Origin of the sequence: Paenibacillus wuxiensis, assembly GCF_040195695.1 — a bacterium.
GTDB classification, from domain to species: Bacteria; Bacillota; Bacilli; order Paenibacillales; family Paenibacillaceae; genus Paenibacillus_B; species Paenibacillus_B suaedae.
The window spans coordinates 344922-369758 of sequence record NZ_JBEFZI010000002.1; the positions used below are offsets into that span (position 1 = coordinate 344922).

The window sequence follows — 24837 nt, forward strand, 5'->3', positions numbered from 1 at the left end:
TCCCGTCTTTCAAGTCGGCTAATGTCGGCTTACCCTTCCTCCTCCACTGGGCTGCATATTCCTTTAAAAGGTACGCACCAACTTGTATCCGGACACAAACCTGGATTTTCTTCACAAAGTAAGCTCGCGTAATAAGGATTCTTTTTACTGAGATTTTTAAAATAACAGACAATCTCGTGATTACGATTGGCCAAACTATTCAATTGAAAAGAGACTGGATACTTCGTCTTCACATGCTCATAGGTTAATCCGTCCTTCGTAAACGGAGGCGGATACGATCGTTCCGGCAAGGTTGGAATAATGTCATGAATATTGACAATGCGAATGCTGCTCTTAACCGTTAGATCGAATTTTGATGCAAACGCAGGGCTTGCGACACGTGGGCTGCCGTACGTATATACAATAGGTTTCGTAAAGGGAGTGTTAACTGCAATATCATAAGCAGCCAGTACGGCTAAGGCTCCTCCTAAACTATGGCCAGTCACAAATAGTGTTTTCGTTGGTGAAAGCTTGCTAAGTTCTCTAATCAACGCTTCCCTTGTTGAATGATAGATACATGTGAATCCGCGATGAGTACGTCCAGATTCGCGGACAAACGGAAAGGGAATCTGATATAAATCTTGATCCGACTCGTTGTCCTTGAACGTTCGGGTTCCTCTGAAGACGACGATGATTCGATGCTTCGATTGTGCAATATAGCCGAACACTTCCTCCTCCGGCTCTTCAACGCCAGCAAGAGCACGAATGATCAATGATACGGAAAATCCCTTGGGGAGTACAAATGGTTCTTGTGCAAATAGTTGATAGGCCTGATGGATCATGGCTGATAGTAAGATGGCGTCTTCTGCAACAAAACGATGTTCTAATTCGGATATTTTCATCTAGGCAGCTCCCTTTATGAATCAAGTCTTCCTTCTCTAGCATGTTCCCCCAAACGGAACACACATTTCGGGATTTGGGCAAAAACCGGGATTATTGCTGCATAACATATCGGCGAAAACAGGGTCTTTCTTGCTGAGGGATGCAAAATAACAAGCAATGCTGTCATTTCGAGTAACCGTATTCAGTTGAAAGGCGAGCGGATACTTGGTTTTGACATGTTGATATCGTATCCCCTGCTTCGTAAACGGAGGCGGATAATGCCGAGCAGGAAACGTAGGAAATGAATCATGGATATTCACAATCCTAACTTTATTTCTAATCACATTGTTGAATTGGTTAGCGAAGCGCGGGTCTCCAATACGAGGGCTCCCGTACGTATATACAACAGGATTTTTAAACTTGGTGTTGACCGCAATATCCAGCGCGGCTAGCGTGGCCAGAGCCCCACCGTAGTTGTGGCCGGTAATATATAGTTGCTTTGTGGCTGAGAGCTTATTCAACTCATGAATTAAATTAGTTCTTGTTGAGCGATATATACATGTAAATCCACGTGAGGTATTCCCGGCATTAGGAACGAAGGGATACTGTACTTGAAGGATGTCATAGGCTGCTAACAAATCTGCCGGATAGGCCGCATATCCTCTGAACGCGATAATGATTTGATCTGGGGACTCTGCAATATAACCAAACACGATTTCAGTAGGATTCTCAACATTTGCAAGTGCATGAATCGTATAGATAAGCTTGTATTCCGATGGCAGGACAAGCGTTCCATTTAGGTATAATGGATACGTCTGATAGCACATAGCAGCAAGCAAGATTGCAGTCTTGCTATGAAAAGAAGATCCCATATCAATAATTCCTCTCTTATGTCCAAGGCGATCAATTTCTTATGATGAACTTAATTGTTAATGGGGTTAATTAACTCAATTCTCCTCTATTCTGAGTATATGCCCAGCTGATTGATATGGTGTTCTTCGTATATATGCCTGTTGGACCATACGACACTACCCTACAAGTTTTTGTATACACCACTGGTACCCTGTCGTGCATGCAAATGTAAGCTTTTGGTTTGGAGTGCATTTCCAATTATATACTCTCCTGCTTCGACATTTGACGGGCTCTCCTTTTTTATTTATCACTTTCGCCATACGTCTGTAAGGCCTGAGAAAATATGCTAAGTCCGCAAGTAGGTGAAATGGTGAAAATGCACAAAGTTATGCTGCCAGAAACAAACTAATTGCCACAGAAAACATATAATGATATATTTTTAATGCATAGTAATTTATGGGTATAGCTATGTTGTTGTCACAAGGTACTACCTACTTTAGCTCGGATACTTCCTGCCAAGTTACGTATCCATTTGAGACCTACCCTATGATCAACGATTGAACGAACTGTCCACGTTCACTATAACGCAAATCGATTTCGTAATCCCTCAGATTAACACCCAATCACCCAAAGACAAGAATCACCTGCTGCTTCATGAATCCGCTTCTACTACTCTAGAATGCATCTCTCACGATTCGACAATATCAAGATGCATTTCTTTTCTATCATTTTTTCAATCACCCTGGGTTAACAGATTTATTCTTTATGTTAGGAACTGATATAAGCTCCTAAGAGAGTTTATATATAATCCGCCTATGAAGGAGGTGTCATTTGATTATTTCAGCGGTTATACATTGCCAATAAAATGAATGAAATGGAGGAAATTCTTGATGTCTACTTTATGTTCATCTGGAGCAAAACGGTTTAACTTTCTTTTTGCTGTCGGCACCGTGCTCGTGCTTCTCTTCGCGATGTCCCTCATACTCGGGGATAAGGCATTCGCACACGGTAACGTGACCAATAGCCGTGCAGGTCTTTGTGCAGACGGCGTTAATAAGAACTGTGGTCTGATTATTTATGAACCTTATAGTTTGGAAGCACATAAGGGATTCCCGGCGGGAGGCCCTGCCGATGGTAAAATTGCGAGTGCTAATGGAGCATTTGCGCCTCTTGACGAGCAATCCGCGACGCGTTGGACTAAGGTTAACATAAGCCCGGGACCGACGACATTTAATTGGAAAATTAAAGTACCCCACGCAACGACAAGCTGGAAATATTACATCACAAAGCAAAATTGGAATCCTAATGCACCGCTTACTCGCGACTCCTTCGATTTAACTCCTTTCTGCAACGTGCCTTACAACGGTAAATTGCCTGGCAACACATATTCCGACACTTGCAACGTTCCGAGCCGAACTGGGTATCAAGTTATTCTTGCAGTTTGGGAAATTTCCGATACCTTGAATGCCTTCTATAATGTAATTGACGTTAATTTTGGTGGGAACGTTGATAATGTAGCTCCGACTGCTCCAACCGGTGCAGCGGCATCCAATATTGGGGCGACAAATGCAACTATCACTTGGGGCGCTTCCACGGACAACGTTGGCGTAACCGGCTACCAGATCTTTAACGGACCCAACCAAATCGCAACGACAAACGGAGCGCTAACTGCCAACTTGACAGGTTTAACTTCGAATACTTCGTATACGATTACGGTAAAAGCTGTTGATGCCGCAGGAAATATATCCGCAGCAAGCAATGCGGTAACCTTCACGACGCTTCCTGTGACCGGTCCGGATACAGTAGCCCCTACAGCGCCAAGCAGCCTTCATGTCATGGGCAGCTCAACTTCCACAACAGTTCCATTAATGTGGAACGCTTCTACGGATAATGTCGGAGTTACAGGCTATCAAGTATTTCAAGGCACGACGTTGATAGCGACTGTCTCAGGTTCAACTGTGGAATATCTTGTTACGGGTTTGACGGCAAACACTTCGTATTCCTTTACCGTTAAAGCGATTGATGCTGCTGGCAACGTATCGTTAGCAAGCAACGTTCTAAACGTCACTACACCGTCCGCCCCTACTACATATCCGTCTTGGAGCGCAACGACAGTGTATGTAGCCGGTAATAAAGTAACGCATAACGGTGTGAATTATGAAGCAAAATGGTGGACGCAAGGCGAAACACCAGGTTCTTCAGGCGCTGATGTGTGGAAAGTAATCCCTTAGAATCGGCGCGCTATCAATTAGCTATGCAAATAGCCGACAGCATCTCATTTCGAGTTGCTGTCGGCTATTTTTGGGTTGTTCGGGATCTTATATATTCTCCTGCTTCAACGCATCAATTATGTTCTCTTTCTTTACCTTAGCACTTGAATATAGCATAGCCGCACTGACAATAACAAATACGGCAGCAATGACAGTGAGAATATTAACCCAAGAAAAAGTAAACTCAAAAAGATAACGTTGCGACAATGTTCTATGAATGAAATACATGACGACGAAGCTTAGAGGAAGGCCGTATAAGAGAGATTTCACTCCATAAAAAATGCTCTCGTAGTTCATCATTTTCGCAAAGCCTTTAGGCGTCATACCTACTGATTTCAGCATCGCGAATTCTCGCTTCCGAAGCGATATGCTCGTCGAGATTGTATTGAAGATGTTGGCGATAGAAATAGCTGAAATCAATATGATAAAGCCGTACGAGAATACAGACATGATCAAAATTCTTTGTTCTTCCACGGCTCTGGACTGGTATTCATTCAAAAAGGACAGATTAGAATCTCTGAATTCTTCAATCTCCTGCTGTGTCTTCAAAGGATCTTTGCTTTTTAAAAATAATTGAGACTGACCGTATGCCCCAATCTTTTCATCAATGAGTCGCTCCAAGACACGATTTGATACGACAATATCTAACTCGCCTACTGCTGATGAACGTATCCCCATAGGCAATTGATCCGTCTTCGCAGCGATGGTTACTTCTTTTAAATCTGTTTCTTTATTTGTTTCTTCGCTTATATAGCTCAACTGAAGACTTTGACCGATTTTTGCATGAATATTCTTCGTTTGCACAAATTGATTGGTCGCCTCGTCCTTATATTGAATCGTATCCACCACGATCGCGGCGGGATGATCTGGATTCATCAGCTGTTCGACATTTGCGCCAACCGCTTTGGCATAGGCTTGCAAGCTCGAATCGTTCATGGCATTAATATTTATGTCATAAAGGTATTTCCCTTTCTTCAGTACACTCCTATCCTTCTTGACCGCTTCTTGCAGCTCATTGGCGATTGCAGCTTCTCCGATCCAGGCGTTAACCCTGTACATTTCCGTCACATTGTATTCGGTCACACCGTCAAGGGATACAATCGATTGAACCGTCGTATCGTCCATTTGATTCCCATTGTTGTACCAGATGTGAATGTCGTAATTAACACCTTCCAGTGAGAGTGCTAGAGATTGCTTTAGATTGGCGGTATAAAATGACACCGTTAAAAACAGGACGATGCTGATTATGATTGAAAATACGGTGGCATGGTATCTTCGTTTATTTCGTTTTATATTTTTCAATCCGATCTCGGCTTCGATGCCGAATAGCTTGCGCATGAGCTTCGACGTTTTCACGGCTCTCCTTGTAAGCTTCACATCGGCAGTTTGGCGAATTGCGTCAATTGCAGAGATTTTGGAAGCTTTTATTGCTGGGACAAATGTCGAAATGAAAATCGTCAACATCGAAACAACACAGGCAATCAGGAGCGACATTGGCGTGATGATGAGTGTTAATTTTTCCGTAGTCACAAGTGCCCCTTGAATGATGGGATTGATGAACAAGAAGGTTATCCCTATCCCGGCAAGACCGCAGAGGATCCCGATGGGAATGCTGATTGCTCCTATGATGATACCTTCGAAGAACACCGAATTCCGCTTCTGCCGCTTGGTCGCCCCGACGCTTGCAAGCATCCCAAGATGACGTGAACGCTCTGAGACGGATATCGCAAATGCATTGTAGATCAACGAGATCGAGCCGATGATGATGACCGCCATAATGATAACTGATAAAGAAATCAACATGCTGCTAGAGGCTTTGTTTTTCGACAAGCCATAATAGTGAAGCAACTCGTGATTATATTGGACGTTTTCGATGTTGTTGCTTTTCGCCAACTGTTCCGCATGATCGAACAAGGAACGATCAACGGTTTTCAGGACAACTGCTGCGTTGACTCGATCTGTTGCCTTTATACTGGTTTCATCGATATAGCTTATAATGGTATATCCAGGCGCCCATGCCGGTTCCATGACCGGACGTTTGATGAAGCCTACTACCGTGTATTCCTTGTTCGTGATTAGCTGTAAGGATTCAGACAATTTTCCATTTTCACGTCGCAACATCTCTAATTGATCCAGCGGTTTCTCGTTGCCCTTCTCGAATCGTTCGCCGACTGACAAGGTTAAGTGGTCGCCAATTTTATAGTTGACCTTTTCGTTCTTCACTATGGCTTCCGATATCACGACCTCCTTGTCTGTTTGAGGCAGTCGTCCCTTGCTCAACTGAATGGGAAAATGCGTGAAACCCTGTGCATTATACGCCTGGATAAATAAATAGGGCTTACTAGAGTTTTGTTTCCCTACTAACGGAGCATAGCCGAGATCTTGGGTGATCGTGACGACTTTGGTTGCATCATCGTTCTGAATGGCTTCAAGCTGTTCTTTGCTTACATTTTGATAAAGGACATGCCATTCTCCACCATCTGCGATGGTTTGCCTTTTCATGAGATCCAAAAAAGAAAAGCCAAGCGTTGCCACAGCCGTCACCATGGCAACCGAAATGATGACGCCTATGATCGTGACCAGTGTACGCCGTTTATTTTGCATCAAATGTCTGATCGTAAGTGTATTGACGATGTTCACGGACGGATCACCTCGTCCTTGGCAATCCTTCCATCTTCAATGGAAATGATCCTATCGGCCTGTAGGGCGATTCGTTCGTCATGTGTTATCACGATCAGCGTCTGTTGATAGGTCTTATTTAACATCTTTAACAAGTCAACGATCTCACTGCTATTTTTGCTGTCTAAATTCCCTGTCGGCTCATCTGCAAGCATGATCGCAGGATTGCTAATGAGTGCTCTGCCGATCGAGACCCTTTGCTGCTGCCCGCCAGATAGCTGGTTAGGCAGGTGGTTTAGCCGATGCTTCAAATTCAATGTCCCTACAAGCACGTCCAATTGCTTTTTATCTACCTTTTGTTTATCCAGCAAAAGCGGCAGCGTCATATTCTCTTCCACGGTCAGGACGGGAATGAGATTGAAAAACTGATAAATCAGGCCGATTTGTCTCCGTCGAAAGATGGCCAGCTGCGTTTCGTCCAAGGCATACATGTCCGTATCCTGAACGAACACTTTGCCGCTCGTCGGCCGATCCACACCCCCCAGCATATGTAGAAGTGTTGATTTTCCTGACCCAGAGGGCCCAACTATCGCGACGAATTCCCCTTTTCGCACGGAAAAAGATACATCATCCAGTGCTGTTACTGCTGATTCACCTTTCCCGTATTGTTTAGACAGATGTTCGATTCGTAAAATTTCCATGTGTTAACCTCCATAGCTTTGCTGATGGATATCATTTTATCTGTCGAACATGACTCTCCAGTGACAGTGAAAGTGACGATTTAGTCACTTTCGGTTAAATGACTTGCTTATACAATTTAATATGAAACTCGGTTCCGTTTTCGCCGTCACTCCTCACATCGATCACTCCGCCCTGACTTGCGATAATACTGTGAGCCATGGCCAGACCGATGCCGATACTTCCCTCGCTAGCATGCTTCCCTTTATAAAACCGTTTGAAAATGTAAGGCAAATCTTCTTTTGGTATGCCCTTGCCGTTGTCGGCAATGACAATTTCCGTGAATAGCGCATTTTCTGTATACGAAATGGCGATTGCTCCGCCTTCCTGCGTATGTTCGACGCCATTTTTCAAAATATTGATGAGCGCTTCACTTGTCCAATTGAAATCACCTATAAATGAGACGTTGTCATCTCCATTGATCGAAACTGTCTGTTCCTTAATATCCATCGGTATCAGGACAGGCTCTAGCGCTTGCTGGATAAGCTGTTTAACCAATACTGGCTCTTTTTTGAATGGAATTGTTTTGGCATCCATTTTCGAGAGCTTTAGGAGAGATGACACAAGCCAATCGATTCGCTCCAGTTGAATTCGAATGTTGTGGGTGAATTCCATTCTTTTGACTGGCGGCAGATCAGCGCTGCTTAACAAATCGGCCATTACCGTCATGGAAGTAAGCGGCGTCTTGAGCTGATGCGAGATATCCGAAATGGCGTCCGTCAATTGCATTTTGTCCCGCTGCAGCAGTGAGCGCTGCTCGGATAGCATAAGTGTCACTTTGTATATATCGTTCTTCAAAATGCTGAGCTCGCCTTCTTGGTTATCGCGTACGTCGAGCGAATCATTGCCGCTGCTGATTTCGCGCAAATAAATTGAAAGTTTCTCAAGTTCTCGATATCTCCATCTCGTAAATGCCAAGCTGCTTCCTATAAGCAGAAGCGACAAGATAACAACAAGTGCCAATGCAGCAGACGATATAAAAGCAGCGACGGTGATCGCTGCTGCACTGATTGTGATCATAACTGTCAATAGGATTTGTATTTCTCGATTGCGGAGCATCTAATCACCCACCTTGTAGCCGAATCCACGGATCGTTTTAATCATGGTCGGATGCTGCGGATCATCCTCTAGCTTTTCCCGCAGCCTCTTGATATACACAGTTAGCGTATTATCGTTTACGAATTCGCCGGCAACATCCCAAATCTGCTCCAACAACTGATTTCTCGTGAGAACCTGCCCTATATGATTGGCAAAGATCAGCAGCAAACGGTATTCTAATGCGGTCAATAGGATTTCAGCTCGATCTTTGTACACTTTGCCTTCCAGCGTATTGATACGCACAGTCCCGATATCAATGATTGTTTTTGCTTGCGATGGCTTGTGGTATCTCCGCAACACCGACTTGATCCGTGACAGAAGTTCGCGAACTCGAAAAGGCTTCGTAATATAATCATCGGCCCCCATATCCAGTCCCATGACGACGTTGACCTCATCGTCAATCGCGGTTAAGAAGATAACCGGAATATCTTGCCGCTCCTTCACCATTTTACACAGTTCATACCCGCTTCCATCTGGAAGCGACAAATCAAACAGACATAACGCAAATTGATCATTGTTTTCAGTGAGCATTTTCTTAGCTGATGCGACATCATGGCACAACACGGTATCAAATTGATCCTGCTGCAGTGAATATTCCAATCCGGACGCGATCGTTTTATCGTCTTCTACAACTAATATCTTCATCACTAGTTCCCCTACTCTATGACTGAATTCATTCATTCTTCCTCGTGTCGACATTATATACTCTATCATTTTCTGATGGAAAGAGGTTTTATGCGTAATCAACAGGATTTATCATACATTATAAAAATATATATTATTTATGACATAAAAAACCAAATTGCGACAAAATCATCGATATACATTTTTTGTATCATAAACTAGAATAAGGGTTGTAAATAATGGGGAACCATTTCATGGTTTACATGCTATTTACTGAGAAATAAAGTTTTCCGTCGTCGCACAAGTCCCTTTCACTTTCACAAAGGAGGATAATCAATGAACGAATCCGAATCTGCGCTTATTCAGGCAGTAAGAGATGTCCGAGAGAACCATGTACATGGCGTAACGCTCATTACAGGAGATCGGCAAGAACGGTTTTACAGTTACAAGCAAGTCTTTGATAATGCCCTTATGTATTTGCATACCTTGCAAGCTCACGGCATTCGTGCTGGCGACGAGCTTGTATTTCAATTGAACGATGACGAATCGGAGCACTTTATTTTTTTGTTCTGGGCCTGCATACTAGGCGGAATCATTGCCGTACCCGTCTCGGTCGGCAGCAATGCGGAGCACAAAAACAAGTTTTTTAAAATCTGGGGTACACTCCAAAACCCTTACCTTGCAACTTCGCCGCCTGTAATGGAAAGATTGCGCGCGCACGCCTCGGATAACCGACAAACATTGCACGACATGGACGTGATAGCCGATAAGACCGTGTATCTGGAAGCGTTGGAGTGCTCCTTCCCCGCCCACGGAACGATTCATCAAGGTTCGTCCCGTACGATTGCTTTCATTCAGTTCTCTTCCGGTTCAACGGGCAATCCAAAAGGAGTCATTGTGACGCATGAAAATGTATACTCCAACACGCGTGCGATCAATAATCGGTTCGAAACGAGGGATGACGACTCCTTTTTGTCATGGATGCCGTTAACTCATGACATGGGGCTGATCTCCTTCCATATCACCCCGCTCATCAAAGGCGTAAATCAATACATCATGCCGACATCCGTGTTTATACGCAGACCGACGCTTTGGTTCAAAAAAATAAACGACCACAATATTACCATCACTTCTTCCCCAAATTTCGGCTACAAATACTTTCTGAAAATGTTCAAGCCTGAGATTGCTGCCGATTGGGATTTATCTAGACTTCGAATTATTGTAAATGGTGCCGAACCCATTTCATCAGAGCTTTGCAATGAGTTTTTGGATAAGATGGCGCCATATGGATTGCAGCGGACAAGCATAAGGCCAGCTTATGGCCTAGCCGAGGCAACTGTTGCCGTCTCCCTCACTGATGGCAAAACTGAGTTTGCTCCGATTCACCTGGATCGCAGCTTATTAAACATTGGCCAAGAGATTGCCATTTCGGACAGATCCACTGAACATACTCTTACCTTTGTCGAAGTTGGACATGCAATTGATGACTGTGCGATCCGAATTTGCGATGATCATGATCGCATTCTGCCGGATAAGGTAATCGGCCATATTCAAATACAAGGAAAAAATGTAACTGCCGGTTATTATAATAACCGAGAGACTACTGCTGACATGTTTACGGCGGATCAATGGGTCAGAACGGGAGATTTAGGCTTTTTCATCGATGGAAGTCTAGTTATGACAGGGCGTTACAAAGACATGATTATTGTGAACGGCCAGAATATTTATCCGCATGATATTGAACGGACAGCGGAAGAAGTCGAGGGCGTTGAATTAGGTAAGATCGCTGCCTGCGGCGTATACAACAAAGAGAGAGGCGAGGATGATATCGTCGTATTTGTCGTTAGCAAAAAAAATGATGCTCACTTCGCCTCGCTGTCCGAAAGCTTGGAAGACCATTTATTCCAGCGCGGAGGCTGGAAAATCGCAAAGGTAATACCGATTCGGCAAATGCCGAAAACGACAAGCGGTAAAGTGCAAAGGTACAAGTTGGCACAGAATTATGCCGCTTCGCAGGCGAAGGAAAGCGACAACATCAGTCCTGCCCCTGTTTCCACGGAGCGAAAATCTTCAACCCTAGAAATGATCATGTCCTATTTGCATCATCATTGCAATGCCAAGACCAATCTGAACGAACATGAATCCTTTGTCAGATTCGGCCTGGATTCGTTAGAGGCGGTCAGAATGATCGATCATGTTGCCGACCGGTTAGGTATGACGCTGTCCCCGGCCTTGATCTGGGACTATCCGACGCCAAATAAGCTTGCGCAATACCTAGACTCTATTGCAAGCCAACCTTCCGTCCAAGAGCCTGATGCAGATCGCGGATCGATTGATGATTCAATCGCTATCGTCGGCATGGAAGGGAAATTTCCTGGGGCGGACGGCATCGCGGCATATTGGGAAATTTTGAAGGGCGGAAAAAACGCAATATCCGACATCGACGACAAAAGGAAAGCGCTATGCGGCATAAATCCCGATTTTCATATGTTCGGCGGATTTCTGGAAGGCATCGATCAATTCGACAGTGAATTCTTCGCCATCTCCCCTAGAGAGGCGGCAAGCATGGATCCCCAACAACGGCTGTTGCTGGAGGTGACATGGAGAGCATTCGAAAATGCCAATATCAATCCCGCTCATCTCAAGGGAAGCGCAACAGGCGTATTTATAGGAGCCAGCGCTACCGATTATATCTATTTGCCGAAACCAAGGAAAATGAATGAGTCAGAGCCGTATCAAGTGTCGGGCGGAGCGCTGAGCATAATCGCCAATCGGATTTCGTATTATTATGATTTCCGAGGTCCGAGCATGTGTATTGATTCTGCTTGTTCGTCGTCATTAGTGGCCATTCATTATGCAAGCCAAAGCCTACTGAACGGGGAATGCGATGCGGCAGTAGCCGGAGGGGTAAATCTATTGCTTTCCGCCAGCATCACGGAAGGATTGCAGGAAGCCAAAATGCTGTCTGAGGATGGATCATGCAAGACGTTCGACGACAGGGCCAATGGTTACGTCCGCGGAGAAGGCTGCGGGGTCGTTATCCTGAAACGCTTAAAGGATGCAATTGCAGACGGTGACCGGATTCATGCCGTCATTAAAGGAACGGCCGTTAATCAAGACGGTCGCAGCAACGGCTTAACCGCGCCTAACGGGATCGCGCAAAGACAAGTGATACGCAAAGCGATCGAGCAGGCTCAGCTGAAACCTGCGGACATCGGCTATGTAGAGGCTCATGGCACCGGTACGCCTCTGGGCGATCCCATCGAAGCTGAGGCAATTAAAGAGATTTATGGTTGTCCGTCGGCAGGGATAAATGACGACGACATCTGCTATCTCGGTTCCGTCAAAACGAATATCGGACATCTCGAAGCGGCTGCTGGCATTGCCGGACTTATCAAAACGGTGCTGGCGATTCAGCACGGCGAAATTCCTGCACATTTGCACATGACCAAGCTAAATCGATACATAAGTCTCGATCGTTCCCGCCTCCGCATCCCTGTTGAGACGGAAAGCTGGATCAAACCTGTAAAAGCAGCCGGGGTAAGCTCGTTCGGATTTGGCGGAACGAATGCCCACGTTATTGTGCAGGAGGCACCATCCCGTGCCGATAAGCGAGCTAACAATGCCATGGGATCGAGAGCGCATCTATTGACATTATCATCCCCTACCGCAGACGGATTAGTTAGACTCGCTTCCACGTACGATTCCTATTTACAGCATGCATCCTCGGAGCAATTAGGAGCCATATGCGGAACGGCCAATACCCGCCGAACGCCATTTCTACACAGGGCATCATTCGTTGGCGGCTCACTTGAAGAGATACATGAGAAAGTCCGGAGCTTCTCCGCTCGCGGGGTCAACGACATTGCAGGCAGTCTCGTCCACTCTCCTAAAATCGTCTTTATGTTTACGGGACAAGGAAGCCAATATGTTAATATGGCGCGCGGCTTGTATGCAAGCTCAGAAGTGTTTCGCACGAACATGAATCGATGCGCCGATTTAGTAAAGGATCGATTGGATCATTCTCTACTGGATGTTATTTATGATATAGAAAATAATTCTGCGTCAGCTCTCCTTCACCGTACAGACTACACGCAGTGCGCTCTTTTCGCGATCGAGTACTCTCTAGCACAAGTATGGCTATCGCTTGGAATCGAACCTGCTGCGGTTGTCGGACATAGCGTGGGCGAATATGTGGCGGCATGCATTGCAGGGGTATTTTCTCTTGAAGATGCGTTGGCCGTAGTTGCCGAGCGAGGAAAGCTCATGACACAAAAGTGCGATCCTGGAGCAATGGCGGCAGTCATGGGAGATGCGGAGGAGCTGGAAAGAGTTCTTCGTGCCCATCCGAACGTAGAAATCTCCGCCATTAATAGCAGCAATAACTTTGTCATTGCAGGCGCCCCGGATGATGTGGCTGAAGCTACGAACCACCTGCAACGGGCAGGCGTTAATTCCGTACCGCTTGAGGTAAACTATGGATTTCATTCGCAATTAGTCGAGCCAATGCTGCAAGACTATTACGATATCATAAAACGATTAAAATTCAATCCTCCCCAAATTCCGCTTGTCTCTAACGTAACCGGCGATTTCATCGGGTCCATTACCGCCGAGTATTGGATCAGGCATACGCGGGAAGCTGTTCGGTTCAAAGACTCTTTATATACATTGGCAAATGACGGGTGCAATATCTTTTTGGAAATCGGTGCTCATGCCGTACTGTCACGGATTGGACAGCGAGAATTCAATAATGGTGCCTATAAATGGATTCCTTCTCTCCTAAAAGGAAGGGATGACGAATATTCGCTGCTCGAAGCTGTAGGCAATCTGTACGTCGCCGGCGGACAAGTCCAGTTCGAGGCACTCTACCAATTGGACACTCATGAATGCGCGCAATTGCCGAACTATCCGTTTGCTTATACAAAATGCTGGCAAGGCGGTCATATGAATCCGGAATCACCAAAGGAGGAAAAGTTGGTGAAAACAACCCAAGATAGCAATATCAGAACTTCTATTATGATGGAGATCAAGGGAATATTCGCCCAGTTGCTGAATCAAGACGTGGCAAGAATCGATGAGAACCTGCCTTTATTGGAAATGGGCGCTGACTCGCTCATTCTGATGGACGTGATTCAAAAAGTAAAGAATAAATACGGAGTAACCTTTTCGGCGCGCGATTTTTTCACCGAAATCACGAGCATTTCCAAGCTATGCGCAGCCATCGAATCGGTTATGCCGCATGAAGAACCGCCAGCGCTGACCGAAGAGCTGCCGATCCCGACAGCCGTTGATTCGCCATCCCCGGCACTCTTCAATTCGACAGTCGTCAATCAACCATCCCTAGCACTCTCCAATTCGATGCGCAACGAATCGGGGCTGCTTGGTTTCATGAGCGAACAACTGGCTTCCATGGAACGTGTCATCCAACATCAATTATCCTTCATCCACAATCAACCACTGAATGGAACGGCTGTTCATCCTAGTACAACGGCAATCAACCGTTCGCAGAATGGATCGACTGCTCATCCTAGTACAATGGCGATCCGACCGGAATCTCCTGCCGCGCCTTCACTGACGACAATCTCTGAAAAAGCCTGGGTTCCCTATCAAAGATGGCAGGATCAGAAAGAAGAAAGCGTAACTGGTATGCAAGAACAATATGCAAGATCGCTCGTGGCACGATTGGCCGATAAAACAAAAAAATCGAAAGAGTGGATAGCCAAGCATCGCCCCGTGTTCGCTGATTATCGTGGTGCATCTGGTTTCCGGTTTTCAACGAAAGAAGTTCATTATTTGCCCGTTGTCGATCATGCAAAAGGTTCGCGTTTTTTGGATAAGGACGGAAATGAATATATCGATTTAACGATGGGCTTCGGCGTGAATTTTTTCGGTCACGCGCCTGAGTTTATTGACGAAGCTATTAAAGCAGAGCTTCAAAACGGCTATGCCCTAGGCCCGCAATCCGGCGTCGCAGGGGAAGTAGCCGACCTCATTCACCAGATTACCGGCATGGACAGAAGCACCTTCTGCAATTCCGGGACGGAAGCGGTAATGGCTGCCCTGAGGCTTGCGCGCGCCGTAACCGGCAAAAATAAGATTGCCATGTTCGCAGGATCGTATCACGGCACGTATGACGGTGTTCTGGCCAGCATGTTCAATCGCCCCGGTTCAAACGGAGCTTCCCCTATGGCGCCAGGCATTCCTGCCGGGATTACGGAAGACGTCATGATTCTCGAATATAATAATCCACTATCGCTGGAGATTATACGATCCATGTCGGGTGAGCTGGCAGCAGTACTGGTCGAGCCTGTACAAAGCCGTCGTCCTGACCTCGTTCCTATCGCATTTTTGGAAGAGCTTCGCGAAATCACGCGGAGCAGCAATACGGCGCTGATATTTGATGAAGTGATTACCGGCTTCCGAGTTCATCCTGCCGGGTTCCAGGGCATATCGGGGATTCGACCGGATATGTGCGTTTACGGGAAAGTCCTTGGCGGAGGCATGCACATTGGAGTAGTGGCCGGCAGCGCGAAGTTCTTGGATGCCGTGGATGGAGGGCAATGGAATTTTGGTGACCGCTCTTACCCGCAAGCTGAAACAACCATAATCGCAGGCACGTTCTGCAAGCATCCTATTACGATGGCCTGCACGCATGCCGTTCTGCTTCATCTGTTGGAGTTCGGCCCGCAATTGCAAGAGAACGTCAATGCCAAGACAGCCTATTTGGTGCGCGAATTGAACGACTTTTTCGAATCCGCGAATATCCCTATGAAGATGGTTCACTTCGGCTCCCTCTTCCGGTTCGTCTATCAAGTGAACATGGATCTATTCTTCTATGGCCTGCTGGATAAGGGCGTGTATATCTGGGAAGGACGCAACTGCTTCCTGTCGACAGAGCATTCCGACGAAGACATCCGTAAGTTGATTGGGATAATCAAGGATACGATGACAGAGCTTATTGACGCCCAAATGTTTCCGGGTGCCCGCATTCCGGCTGGACAGCAGGCTTCCGATAAGGAACTTATCCCCGTATCCGAGGATCAGAGGGAGTTATGGGTGCTTTCGCAGCTAGGCGATCAGGCAGCCATCGCCTGCAATGAAACCGTAGTGCTTTCCCTTAAAGGGACGCTCCGCCATTCATTATTGATTGAGGCAATGAACAGTGTCGTAGCACGACACGATTCCTTGCGGGTGACATTCGATCATCAAGGCAATATGATACCGATTCGGGGAACGGTTCGCGTCGATATACCGGTGGTGGATTTGAGCTCCGCAACTGATTCCAGTCCGGAATCTGCTGCAATCGATTGGATTCGCGATGAGACGGAGCGCCCACTTGCATCAGGGAGCTTATATCGCTGCACGCTGCTCAAATTAACGACCGACAGACATTATCTCGTATTTACTGCAAGTCACGTTCTCGTAGACGGATACGCTATTGGAATTATTCTTGAAGAAATGTTCGCCGCCTATTCCTCATTGTTGAAAGGCAAGCCCATTCATCTGCCTGAGCCTTTGCAATTAAGAAGCTACATGGCCTGGAAGGCGGAGCTGGAATGCAGTGAGGCGCGTCAAGCCAATAACCTGTATTGGTTGAACAAAACAGGCAGCAATGCGACCCTGGATTTGCCGCTCGATATGAGGCGTCCGCACAAAAAAACCTATAATGGCGACATTGTTCGGCATATGGTCGATCCTACACTTGCCGATCGAGTGAACCGCTTTTCGCAGCGCAACAAGGTCACTCCTTTTACAACGTTTTTAAGTGCCTTTGCCCTGCTTCTCAATCGTTTGACGAATCAGACGGATCTGACCGTCGGGGTGCCTTTTGCCCAGCGCTCTCTGCCTGGCGGCTCCAGCTATGTTGGATATGCGATCACATTATTGCCGATATCCATCGAAATGGATGAAAACGCTGATTTTACTCGTTTGCTAAGCCAGGTGAAGACTTCTGTTTTGGAGGCCCAGGAGCACAGCGAGTTTTCATTCAGCAGCGTATTTCGAAATCCTGATGCCTCTCATCGGCTTGCGCCACTTGAAGTTGTTTTTAACTATGAGCGAAGAGTCAATATCCCAGACGCTGGCAATATTGAAGTCGATACCATCCCTACTCCGATTACGGCAACGAAATATGAGCTCAGTTTCAACGTCATGGAATTCAACCGAAATATTCTTTTGGATCTGACCTATAATTCGAATCTGTTCCGGAAAGATACGATCGAACGATTTTTAACCTATTACGAAAATATATTGCAGGCCATTATTGAACCGTCTGCCGAAAAGTTGCCAATCGCCTTGCTTCCTCTCCTTAACGATTCAGATCGGGAACGGTTGCTTTTTGCTGCAGAGCCAGCGAATCTCCTGCGCGATCATCGCTGCCTTCATGAAGTGTTTGAGGCGCAGGCCCGGCACAAACCCGATGCCGTCGCCGCCGTATATGATCATCAACAACTAACCTACGGCGAACTAAATGTGAGAGCCAATCGTCTTGCACGTCATTTGCGGACGCTGGGGGCCGGGCCGGGCGTGCTGGCAGCGATATTGGTCGAGCGTTCCCTGGACATGCTCGTCGGCATCCTCGGCGTGCTCAAAGCGGGCGCTGCTTATGTGCCAATTGACCCCGCATACCCTGCGGAACGCATCCGTTATGTGATGGAAGACGCGGCTCCGGCCATTCTCCTTACCCAGTCTCATCTCTTGCGCTCCTTGCCGCAGCATGAGATCGCAACGGTGTGCCTGGATGAAGAGCGAGATACGATAGAGAAGCTATCCGGCGAAGATTTGAACGTGGAGCTGCCTTCCACCAATCTTGCTTACGTGATTTACACCTCCGGTTCCACCGGGAAGCCGAAGGGCGTAATGATCTCGCATGAGAATGTCGTCCGGCTGTTTACGTCTACCGAATCCATTTTCGGTTTTCATGAAGACGATGTCTGGGCTCTGTTTCACTCCTATTCCTTCGACTTTTCCGTATGGGAAATGTGGGGCGCCTGGTTTTATGGCGGACGGTTGGTGGTCGTGCCCCATCTGACGAGTCGTTCACCGGAGAACCTGTATCACTTGCTGGAGCAGCACAAGGTTACCGTCCTCAACCAGACGCCGTCGGCATTTCGGCCATTGGCTCAATATGAGGAATCACAAGACTTGTCAAAATTAAGCCTGCGTTATATTAATTTTGGCGGAGAGACGCTGGATTTTCAGTCATTAAAGCCTTGGATCGATCGACACGGTGATCGTTCACCTCAATTTATCAATATGTACGGAATTACGGAAACGACGATAGTTTCTACCTACCGCCGAATAACCGCTGAGGATATCGGGCAGGACACTGGGAGCTTGATCGGAATTCCGTTTCCAGACACGAAGGTGTATGTGCTTAACCGTCATATGCAGCCCGTGCCTCCCGGCGTGCCTGGCGAAATGTACGTTGGAGGCCCTGGAGTCGCTAAAGGGTATTTGAACCGGGTCGAATTAAATAGCGAGCGCTTCGTGCTCGATCCGTTCGCTAATGATCCTGATGCACGCATGTACAAAAGTGGCGACCTGGCCCGCATTCGGCATAACGGCGAACTCGAATATGTAGGACGTGCGGATCATCAGGTGAAAATTAGGGGATATCGCATCGAATTGGGGGAAATCGAGGCGGCGCTGAAGGAACATCCGTCCGTAAGAGAAGCTCTCGTTATTGCGGACGTTGATCCACATGGAGACAAGCGTCTGATTGCCTACGTGGAAACGGATCAATCGGGCGATATTATTCCGTTGCTGCGAGCGCATCTCGAAAGCAGGCTGCCGGATTACATGATCCCTTCCCTCTTAATGTGGCTGCAATCGATGCCTCTTACGAATAACGGGAAAATCGATCGCGATTCGCTTCCGAAGCCTGGTTACGAAAGAACGGATCTGCAGCCGACCTATGTGGCGCCGCGCAATCCGGCCGAAATGAAAATGGCTGCAATCTGGGAAGAAGTGCTCGGAGTAAAAGAAGTGGGCGTGGAAGATAACTTTTTCGAGCTTGGAGGCCATTCTCTGCTCGCTACCCGGCTCCTCTCCCGCATTCGGGAAGCGTTTCAAGCAGAGCTCCCTTTACATGCCCTGTTCGATGCGCCGACTGTTGCGGCTTTAACCGCCAAGCTTGAAGACATGGGAATGACGGAAATGGAATCGGAAACAGAAATGGATCCCGTTCTCCTGTCCGAACTGCTGACCGAGCTGGAAAAATTGCCAGAAGAAGAACGAGAAGCTGTTATGCGCGAACTACCCCATAAGGAGGATGCATGGGTATGACGGATTTGCGGGATCGTTTGGCCTCGTTAACTCCCGAGCAGCAAAGAATGTTGGCAGCCCGGCTCGCCAAGGACAAGGCACCTCGCAAACCGCCCATAAAGTCGCAGTCAAGGAAGCTGGCGGGATCCGTTATGTCATTTGCTCAACAACGATTATGGCTGCTTCATCAGCTTGAACCGGGCATGAATCATTATCATATTCCGTTAGCGTTCGAATGTATCGGGGAGTTGGACATAACGGCCATACAGCGGGCGTGGATCGAAATCATCCGCCGCCACGAATCATTGAGAACGCGTTTTTCAACGATGGAAAATGAGCCAGTACAAATCATTGAGCCGATCGACGCCGTTCAACCCATGAAAGAAATCGATTTGTCCGCAGATGATCACGTCGAGGACAAATACCAGGAAGCTCGCCGCATCATCGATGAAGAGGCAGCCAAGCCGTTCGACTTGGAGCATGGGCATCCGTGCCGGAGCTTGCTCATCACAACCGGCAAACAGGAGAATTTTCTCCTGTTTGCCTTCCATCATATCGTGTTTGATGGTTGGTCTCTGGGCGTATTTCAACAGGAGCTGCTAACGCTCTATTCCTGCTATTCGCAGGGAAAGCCGTCTACCCTGCCCGATCTCCCCTTCCAGTATGCGGATTATGCGATCTGGCAGCGCAAATGGTTGTCGGAAGAAGAATTGGATAGGCAACTGCAATATTGGCTGGACACCCTGCATCATGCTCCTTCGGTATTAGAGCTGCCCACGGATCGTCCTCGATCCGCTACGCAAACTTTCCGGGGCGATGCCGCTCAATTGTGCATACCGGAAGCCGTCGTGCAACCGCTCCTGCATTTGAGCCGCCGAGAAGGCTCGACATTGTTCATGACCTTGCTGGCAGCTTTTCAAGCTTTGCTGCATCGCTATTCGGGACAGCATGACTTTTGCATTGGCACTCCGATAGCCAATCGCGGAATGTCGGAAATAGAAGGATTGATCGGCTTTTTTGTAAATACGCTCGTGATCAGAAGCGACCTGTCTACTAACCCGACGTTCCGCGAGCTGATTCAGCAAACCAAGAAACAGGTTCTTAACGCATATGAGCATCAGGATCTTCCGTTCGATCAACTGGTGCAGGCACTGCAACCTGATCGCGCAACGAGCCATAGTCCGTTATTTCAAGTCACGTTCGCAATGAATGACGATTCGTTTCAGCATACGGTGCAATTGGACGGGCTGCAGGTAAAGCTATTTCCGATTGTCAACAAGACGTCAAAATATGACCTGTCCCTGGTGATGAGCCGTGTTAGGGATCACGGAATCGTTGCCGAGCTGGAGTACAACACGGATCTTTTCGATTCACAGACCGTGGAGAGGATGCTGGATCATCTCCAACATCTATTGGAGAGCATCGTGCTCAATCCTGACTTGTCCTTGAGCAGTCTGGAGATTATGGGCGAATGCGAGCGGCAGCTTCTGCTATCGGCATGGAATCGGACAGAATCCGCAGATTTAGGCAATATGTGCATCCATGAAATTGTAGAGAAACAAGCTTCCTTATTCCCAGATGCAATTGCGGTGACATTCGGGTTCGAGAAGTTCACCTATCGGGAGGTCAACATTCGCGCGAATCGGATGGCCCGCCATCTACAGCGGCTCGGTATTGGTCCAGAAGTACTGGTAGGCTTGCTGGCTGACCGTTCAGCCGAGCAAATTATCGGATTACTCGCCATATTAAAATCCGGCGGGGCTTATGTACCGATCGATCCGGCGTACCCTGACGAACGGATCGCTTATATGATCGAAGATGCCCAAATTCATGTTCTGTTGACTCACAAGCGGCATGCAGAGCGGATTCGGCACACGAATTTGACCGTTCTTCCGTTGGACGGAATCGGCGCCAATCCGCAAGATGGCGATGAATCGGCTCCCGACAGCGGCGCTGCGCCTAGCAATTTAGCCTATGTCGTCTACACTTCCGGTTCGACCGGCCGCCCGAAGGGAGTCGAAATCGAGCATCATAGCTTGCTCAATTTAGTGTCCTGGCATCAGAATGCGTATCGCATATCCAACTGCGATCGGGCGACATGGCTGGCAGGCCCCGCTTTTGACGCTTCCGTCTGGGAGCTGTGGCCTTATTTGGCCAGCGGCGCCTCAATTCATATTCCAGACGAGGATACCCGCTTGGATCCGGATCGCCTGCGGGATTGGCTCGTGAATGAGCGCATTACCGTCAGCTTTTTGCCCACGCCGCTGGCTGAGGCGGTTCTCTCTCTGACCTGGCCTGACGAGTGCCCGCTGAGGTGCATGCTTACCGGGGGTGACAGACTGCGTTATTTTCCGCCGGAGACGTTGCCTTTTGCCCTGTTTAATCATTACGGGCCGAGCGAAGGAACAGTAGTCTCCACGGCATGCCGCGTGCCTGTGAAATCACGATCCTCCGCGGAGCTTACAGCACCGACGATTGGAAGACCGATCGCCAATATGAGAATTTATTTGCTGGATCGGCATCGCCATCCCGTTCCTGTCGGCGTTGTTGGCGAATTATACATTGCAGGCCACGGCCTGGCTCGCGGTTATCTGAGAAGGCCCGAGCTTACAGCTGAGCGGTTCGGGTACGTTCCTTCCCTTCCAGGGGAACGATTGTATCGAACCGGCGATCTTGCTCGTTATTTACCGGACGGATCCATTGAATTTATGGGGCGTGCCGACGATCAGATAAAAGTAAGGGGATATCGCATTGAACCCGGCGAAATCGAGGCGGCGCTTACGCTGCATCCGGCTGTTGAGCAGGCGATCGTTTCCGTAAAGGAGCCTGGGCCGGAAGACAAGCGGCTGGTTGCATACGTGATTCCGTCAGCCGATATCACTCACGGATTGGATATAAGCGAGCTTCGGCTGCATGTGCAGGCCCGGCTTCCGAATTATATGGTTCCTGCCGCCTTCGTCGTTATGGCGGCTCTCCCATTGACGCCTAATGGTAAAGTGGATCGCAATGCGTTGCCGTCACCGAATTTTACGGACAAGGAGGAAGAATATGTGCCTCCCCGAACGCCGACCGAAAAAAAGTTGGCTGACATTTGGTCTCAGGTGCTTGGCATTGAACTCGTCAGCATCCATGATAATTATTTCAGCTTAGGCGGCGACTCCATTTTAAGCACTCAAATTACAAGCAAAGTACGTCAATTGGGTCTGGAAATGAAGCCGAAATATCTGTTTCAGTATCAATCGATAGCGGAGCTGGCTCCCATGTTAGAAGCTCTGAAGCCGCTCGAGCCAAATGAAATAGGGCAGCAAGAAGTGACGGGCTCGCTGCCGCTTACACCGATTCAGCGCTGGTTATTCGAGGAGATGTCCGTTCCCGAGCATTTCAATCAGTCCATGATTTTGTCCGTGAATTCCCAAATAAGCTATGAAGTCCTGCAGAGAGCGATCGCCCATCTCGTGGCACATCATGATGCGCTGCGTCTCCAATTTACGATGGGCCGATCCGGTTGGGAACAGGCATATGCCGCTTATACGGACGAATCGCCTCTGAAGCGCATTGATCTTCGCGATCAGCCTGCAAACCTGCAGACAGATGCTTTTGCTGCCGCGATCACAGAGGCTCAAACCGGCTTCGACTTAAGCGAAGGCATGCTGCTGCGCGCCATCTATTTTGACTATGGCACCGGACAGGCAGGAAAGCTGGCATTGGTTATTCATCATTTGGCGATAGATGGTGTTTCATGGCGCATTATGCTGGATGATCTAAGCACAGCTTGTCAGCAATTAGTAGACCGTGAAGCCATATGCTTGCCGTCGAAAACTGCTTCATATCGCGATTGGGCGCACAGCCTTGCTGCCTACTCCGCTACGGATCAATTGCGGGCAGAGCTGGAATACTGGTTACATCAAGTCAGTCCTCCCCCTCCCCTAATTCCGCTCGACTTCCCAGACGGAGCCAATACGACGGCCTCTTTGGCGGTTGCGGAATCGAATTTGTCTTCTGAAGAAACGCGGATTCTGCTGCAGGAGGCTCCATCAGCATTCGGCGCTCAAATTGACGCTATTCTGTTGGCCGCACTCGGCCGCGCTGTCTCTGGCTGGTCGGGAGAAAGGAAAATGTATGTCCATATGGAGGGGCACGGCAGAGAAGAATTATTCACTGACCTTGATATCTCGCGTTCAGTAGGTTGGTTTACGAACATGTATCCAGTCATGCTTGAAGTGACAGATAGCGCGGATATAAATGCGGACATCCAGGGGGTAAAAGAGCGACTGAACGTTATTCCAACTCGCGGACTCGGTTATGGCTTACTGCGCTATATGACCGAAGATGACAGTATTGCGAATCAGCTTCGCAAGCTTCCACGACCAATGATGAGCTTTAATTACTTGGGGCAATTCAATGCTGATTGGAATAAGGAAAAGGGAGCTCTATTCACGCTGGTTGCGGATACAGCAGGACAGGATCTTGCGCCTGATTCCGAACGGGCCCATTATGTCGACGTGGCGGCATTGGTGACGTCAGGCCGCCTGCACATAAGTTTGTCATACAGCGAAAATGTGCATCGTAAACAAACGATCGAAAATCTGGCTCAAAGGTTTGAGGAAGAGCTTCGAATCATGATTGGATTATGCCAGCAATCAGAATCCCATTCATCTGTCAACGAGCGGAAGATGAACGATGTGAGCGGTCTTGATACAAGCAGCAAATGGTTCGTTCGCAATAAGGTGAATCAGAAAGACGCAATACGGCTGTTTTGTTTACCTTATGCTGGAGGGAACGCATCTATTTTCCGCGCATGGCATGACTATTTGCCAGCGTTCGCGGAGGTTTGCGCAGTTCAATATCCAGGCAGAGGCGCGCGATTGCGCGAACCAGCCTACACAAGCATGTCACCGCTGCTGGAAGCAGTCGCACATGCGATGAGGCCCCTATTGGACAAACCGTATATTCTGTTTGGTTACAGCATGGGCGCCTTATTGGCATATGAATTGTCGATCTTATTATCGAGGAGCTTGAATCGTCCTCCGCTCAAGCTTATTGTCGCGGGATTGAATGCCCCGTTTGTTCAGAGTCCGGTATCTCCCATTCATGGTTTGCCCGAGGAAGAATTCCGCAAGCGGCTTCGCCTGAACGGGGGAATTCCAGAAGAGCTGATGGATGACGAGGAATTGCTGGAACTCCTGTCCCCTTCTCTAAGAGCCGATTTTTCGGTATGCGAAACTTATAAATATACACGAGGTACCGTACCTTGTCCCATCGTTGCATTAGGCGGACAAGACGACGAATTTCTGTCCGAACAATCGCTGACATCCTGGCGCAGCTTGACCAATTCCGATTTTTCAAGCAAACTGCTCCCGGGCGGACATTTTTTCTTGCACTCTCATCCGGAGCAACTATTGTCGGCAATTCGAAAAGAAATCGAATGCGTCAATACCGGATCTATTTTACTCAAGTAAAACATGAATGGTGGAACATGGGGGGGGTGCTGGATTTTTCCAGCATACTC

General features: G+C 47.8%; 9 protein-coding genes. 3 read left to right on the plus strand and 6 right to left on the minus strand.

Going from position 1 to position 24837, the window contains the following annotated elements:
• Window positions 1–29 precede the first annotated feature (29 nt).
• Both ABN764_RS04940 and ABN764_RS04945 read right to left on the minus strand, forming a co-directional pair.
• Window positions 30–881 (minus strand): lipase family protein, encoded by an 852-nt coding sequence (locus tag ABN764_RS04940; protein ID WP_446671131.1) that lies wholly within the window; start codon window positions 879–881, stop codon window positions 30–32.
• Window positions 882–917: 36 nt separating this feature from the next.
• Window positions 918–1733 (minus strand): lipase family protein, encoded by an 816-nt coding sequence (locus tag ABN764_RS04945; protein WP_446671132.1) that lies wholly within the window; start codon window positions 1731–1733, stop codon window positions 918–920.
• A gap of 870 nt (window positions 1734–2603) precedes the next feature.
• On the opposite strand from ABN764_RS04945, the gene ABN764_RS04950 reads away from it, so the two are divergent.
• Complete coding sequence (locus ABN764_RS04950) at window positions 2604–3944, plus strand: lytic polysaccharide monooxygenase (RefSeq protein WP_446671133.1); 1341 nt, start codon at window positions 2604–2606, stop codon at window positions 3942–3944.
• Window positions 3945–4031: 87 nt separating this feature from the next.
• On the opposite strand, the gene ABN764_RS04955 is transcribed toward ABN764_RS04950, so the two are convergent.
• The 4 genes from ABN764_RS04955 to ABN764_RS04970 all read right to left on the minus strand — a co-directional run bounded on the left by ABN764_RS04955 (window position 4032) and on the right by ABN764_RS04970 (window position 9083).
• Window positions 4032–6623 carry an ABC transporter permease gene (locus tag ABN764_RS04955; RefSeq protein WP_446671134.1) on the minus strand — a complete coding sequence of 864 codons (2592 nt, stop codon included), beginning with the start codon at window positions 6621–6623 and terminating at the stop codon, window positions 4032–4034.
• Window positions 6620–7303 carry an ABC transporter ATP-binding protein gene (locus ABN764_RS04960; protein ID WP_446671135.1) on the minus strand — a complete coding sequence of 228 codons (684 nt, stop codon included), beginning with the start codon at window positions 7301–7303 and terminating at the stop codon, window positions 6620–6622. Before ABN764_RS04960 ends, ABN764_RS04955 begins: the two co-directional genes overlap by 4 nt.
• A gap of 94 nt (window positions 7304–7397) precedes the next feature.
• Window positions 7398–8399, minus strand: coding sequence for a sensor histidine kinase (locus tag ABN764_RS04965; protein WP_446671136.1), 1002 nt, complete (start codon window positions 8397–8399; stop codon window positions 7398–7400).
• Window positions 8400–9083, minus strand: a complete 684-nt coding sequence (locus ABN764_RS04970) for a response regulator transcription factor (protein WP_174810809.1) — start codon at window positions 9081–9083, stop codon at window positions 8400–8402.
• A gap of 315 nt (window positions 9084–9398) precedes the next feature.
• Here ABN764_RS04970 and ABN764_RS04975 point away from each other — a divergent pair, with 315 nt between their 5' ends.
• On the plus strand, window positions 9399–19349 hold the full coding sequence (locus ABN764_RS04975; protein WP_446671137.1) for a non-ribosomal peptide synthetase: 9951 nt from the start codon (window positions 9399–9401) through the stop codon (window positions 19347–19349).
• Window positions 19346–24787, plus strand: coding sequence for a non-ribosomal peptide synthetase (locus tag ABN764_RS04980; RefSeq protein WP_446671138.1), 5442 nt, complete (start codon window positions 19346–19348; stop codon window positions 24785–24787). Before ABN764_RS04975 ends, ABN764_RS04980 begins: the two co-directional genes overlap by 4 nt.
• The last annotated feature ends 50 nt before the right edge of the window (window positions 24788–24837 follow it).

Excerpts from the sequence above, each read along its gene's own strand:
- ABN764_RS04940 (WP_446671131.1), bottom strand. The coding sequence starts at position 881 with ATGAAAATATCCGAATTAGAACATCGTTTTGTTGCAGAAGACGCCATC.
- ABN764_RS04945 (WP_446671132.1), bottom strand. The coding sequence starts at position 1,733 with ATGGGATCTTCTTTTCATAGCAAGACTGCAATCTTGCTTGCTGCTATG.
- ABN764_RS04950 (WP_446671133.1), top strand. The coding sequence starts at position 2,604 with ATGTCTACTTTATGTTCATCTGGAGCAAAACGGTTTAACTTTCTTTTT.
- ABN764_RS04960 (WP_446671135.1), bottom strand. The coding sequence starts at position 7,303 with ATGGAAATTTTACGAATCGAACATCTGTCTAAACAATACGGGAAAGGT.
- ABN764_RS04965 (WP_446671136.1), bottom strand. The coding sequence starts at position 8,399 with ATGCTCCGCAATCGAGAAATACAAATCCTATTGACAGTTATGATCACA.
- ABN764_RS04970 (WP_174810809.1), bottom strand. The coding sequence starts at position 9,083 with ATGAAGATATTAGTTGTAGAAGACGATAAAACGATCGCGTCCGGATTG.
- ABN764_RS04975 (WP_446671137.1), top strand. The coding sequence starts at position 9,399 with ATGAACGAATCCGAATCTGCGCTTATTCAGGCAGTAAGAGATGTCCGA.
- ABN764_RS04980 (WP_446671138.1), top strand. The coding sequence starts at position 19,346 with ATGACGGATTTGCGGGATCGTTTGGCCTCGTTAACTCCCGAGCAGCAA.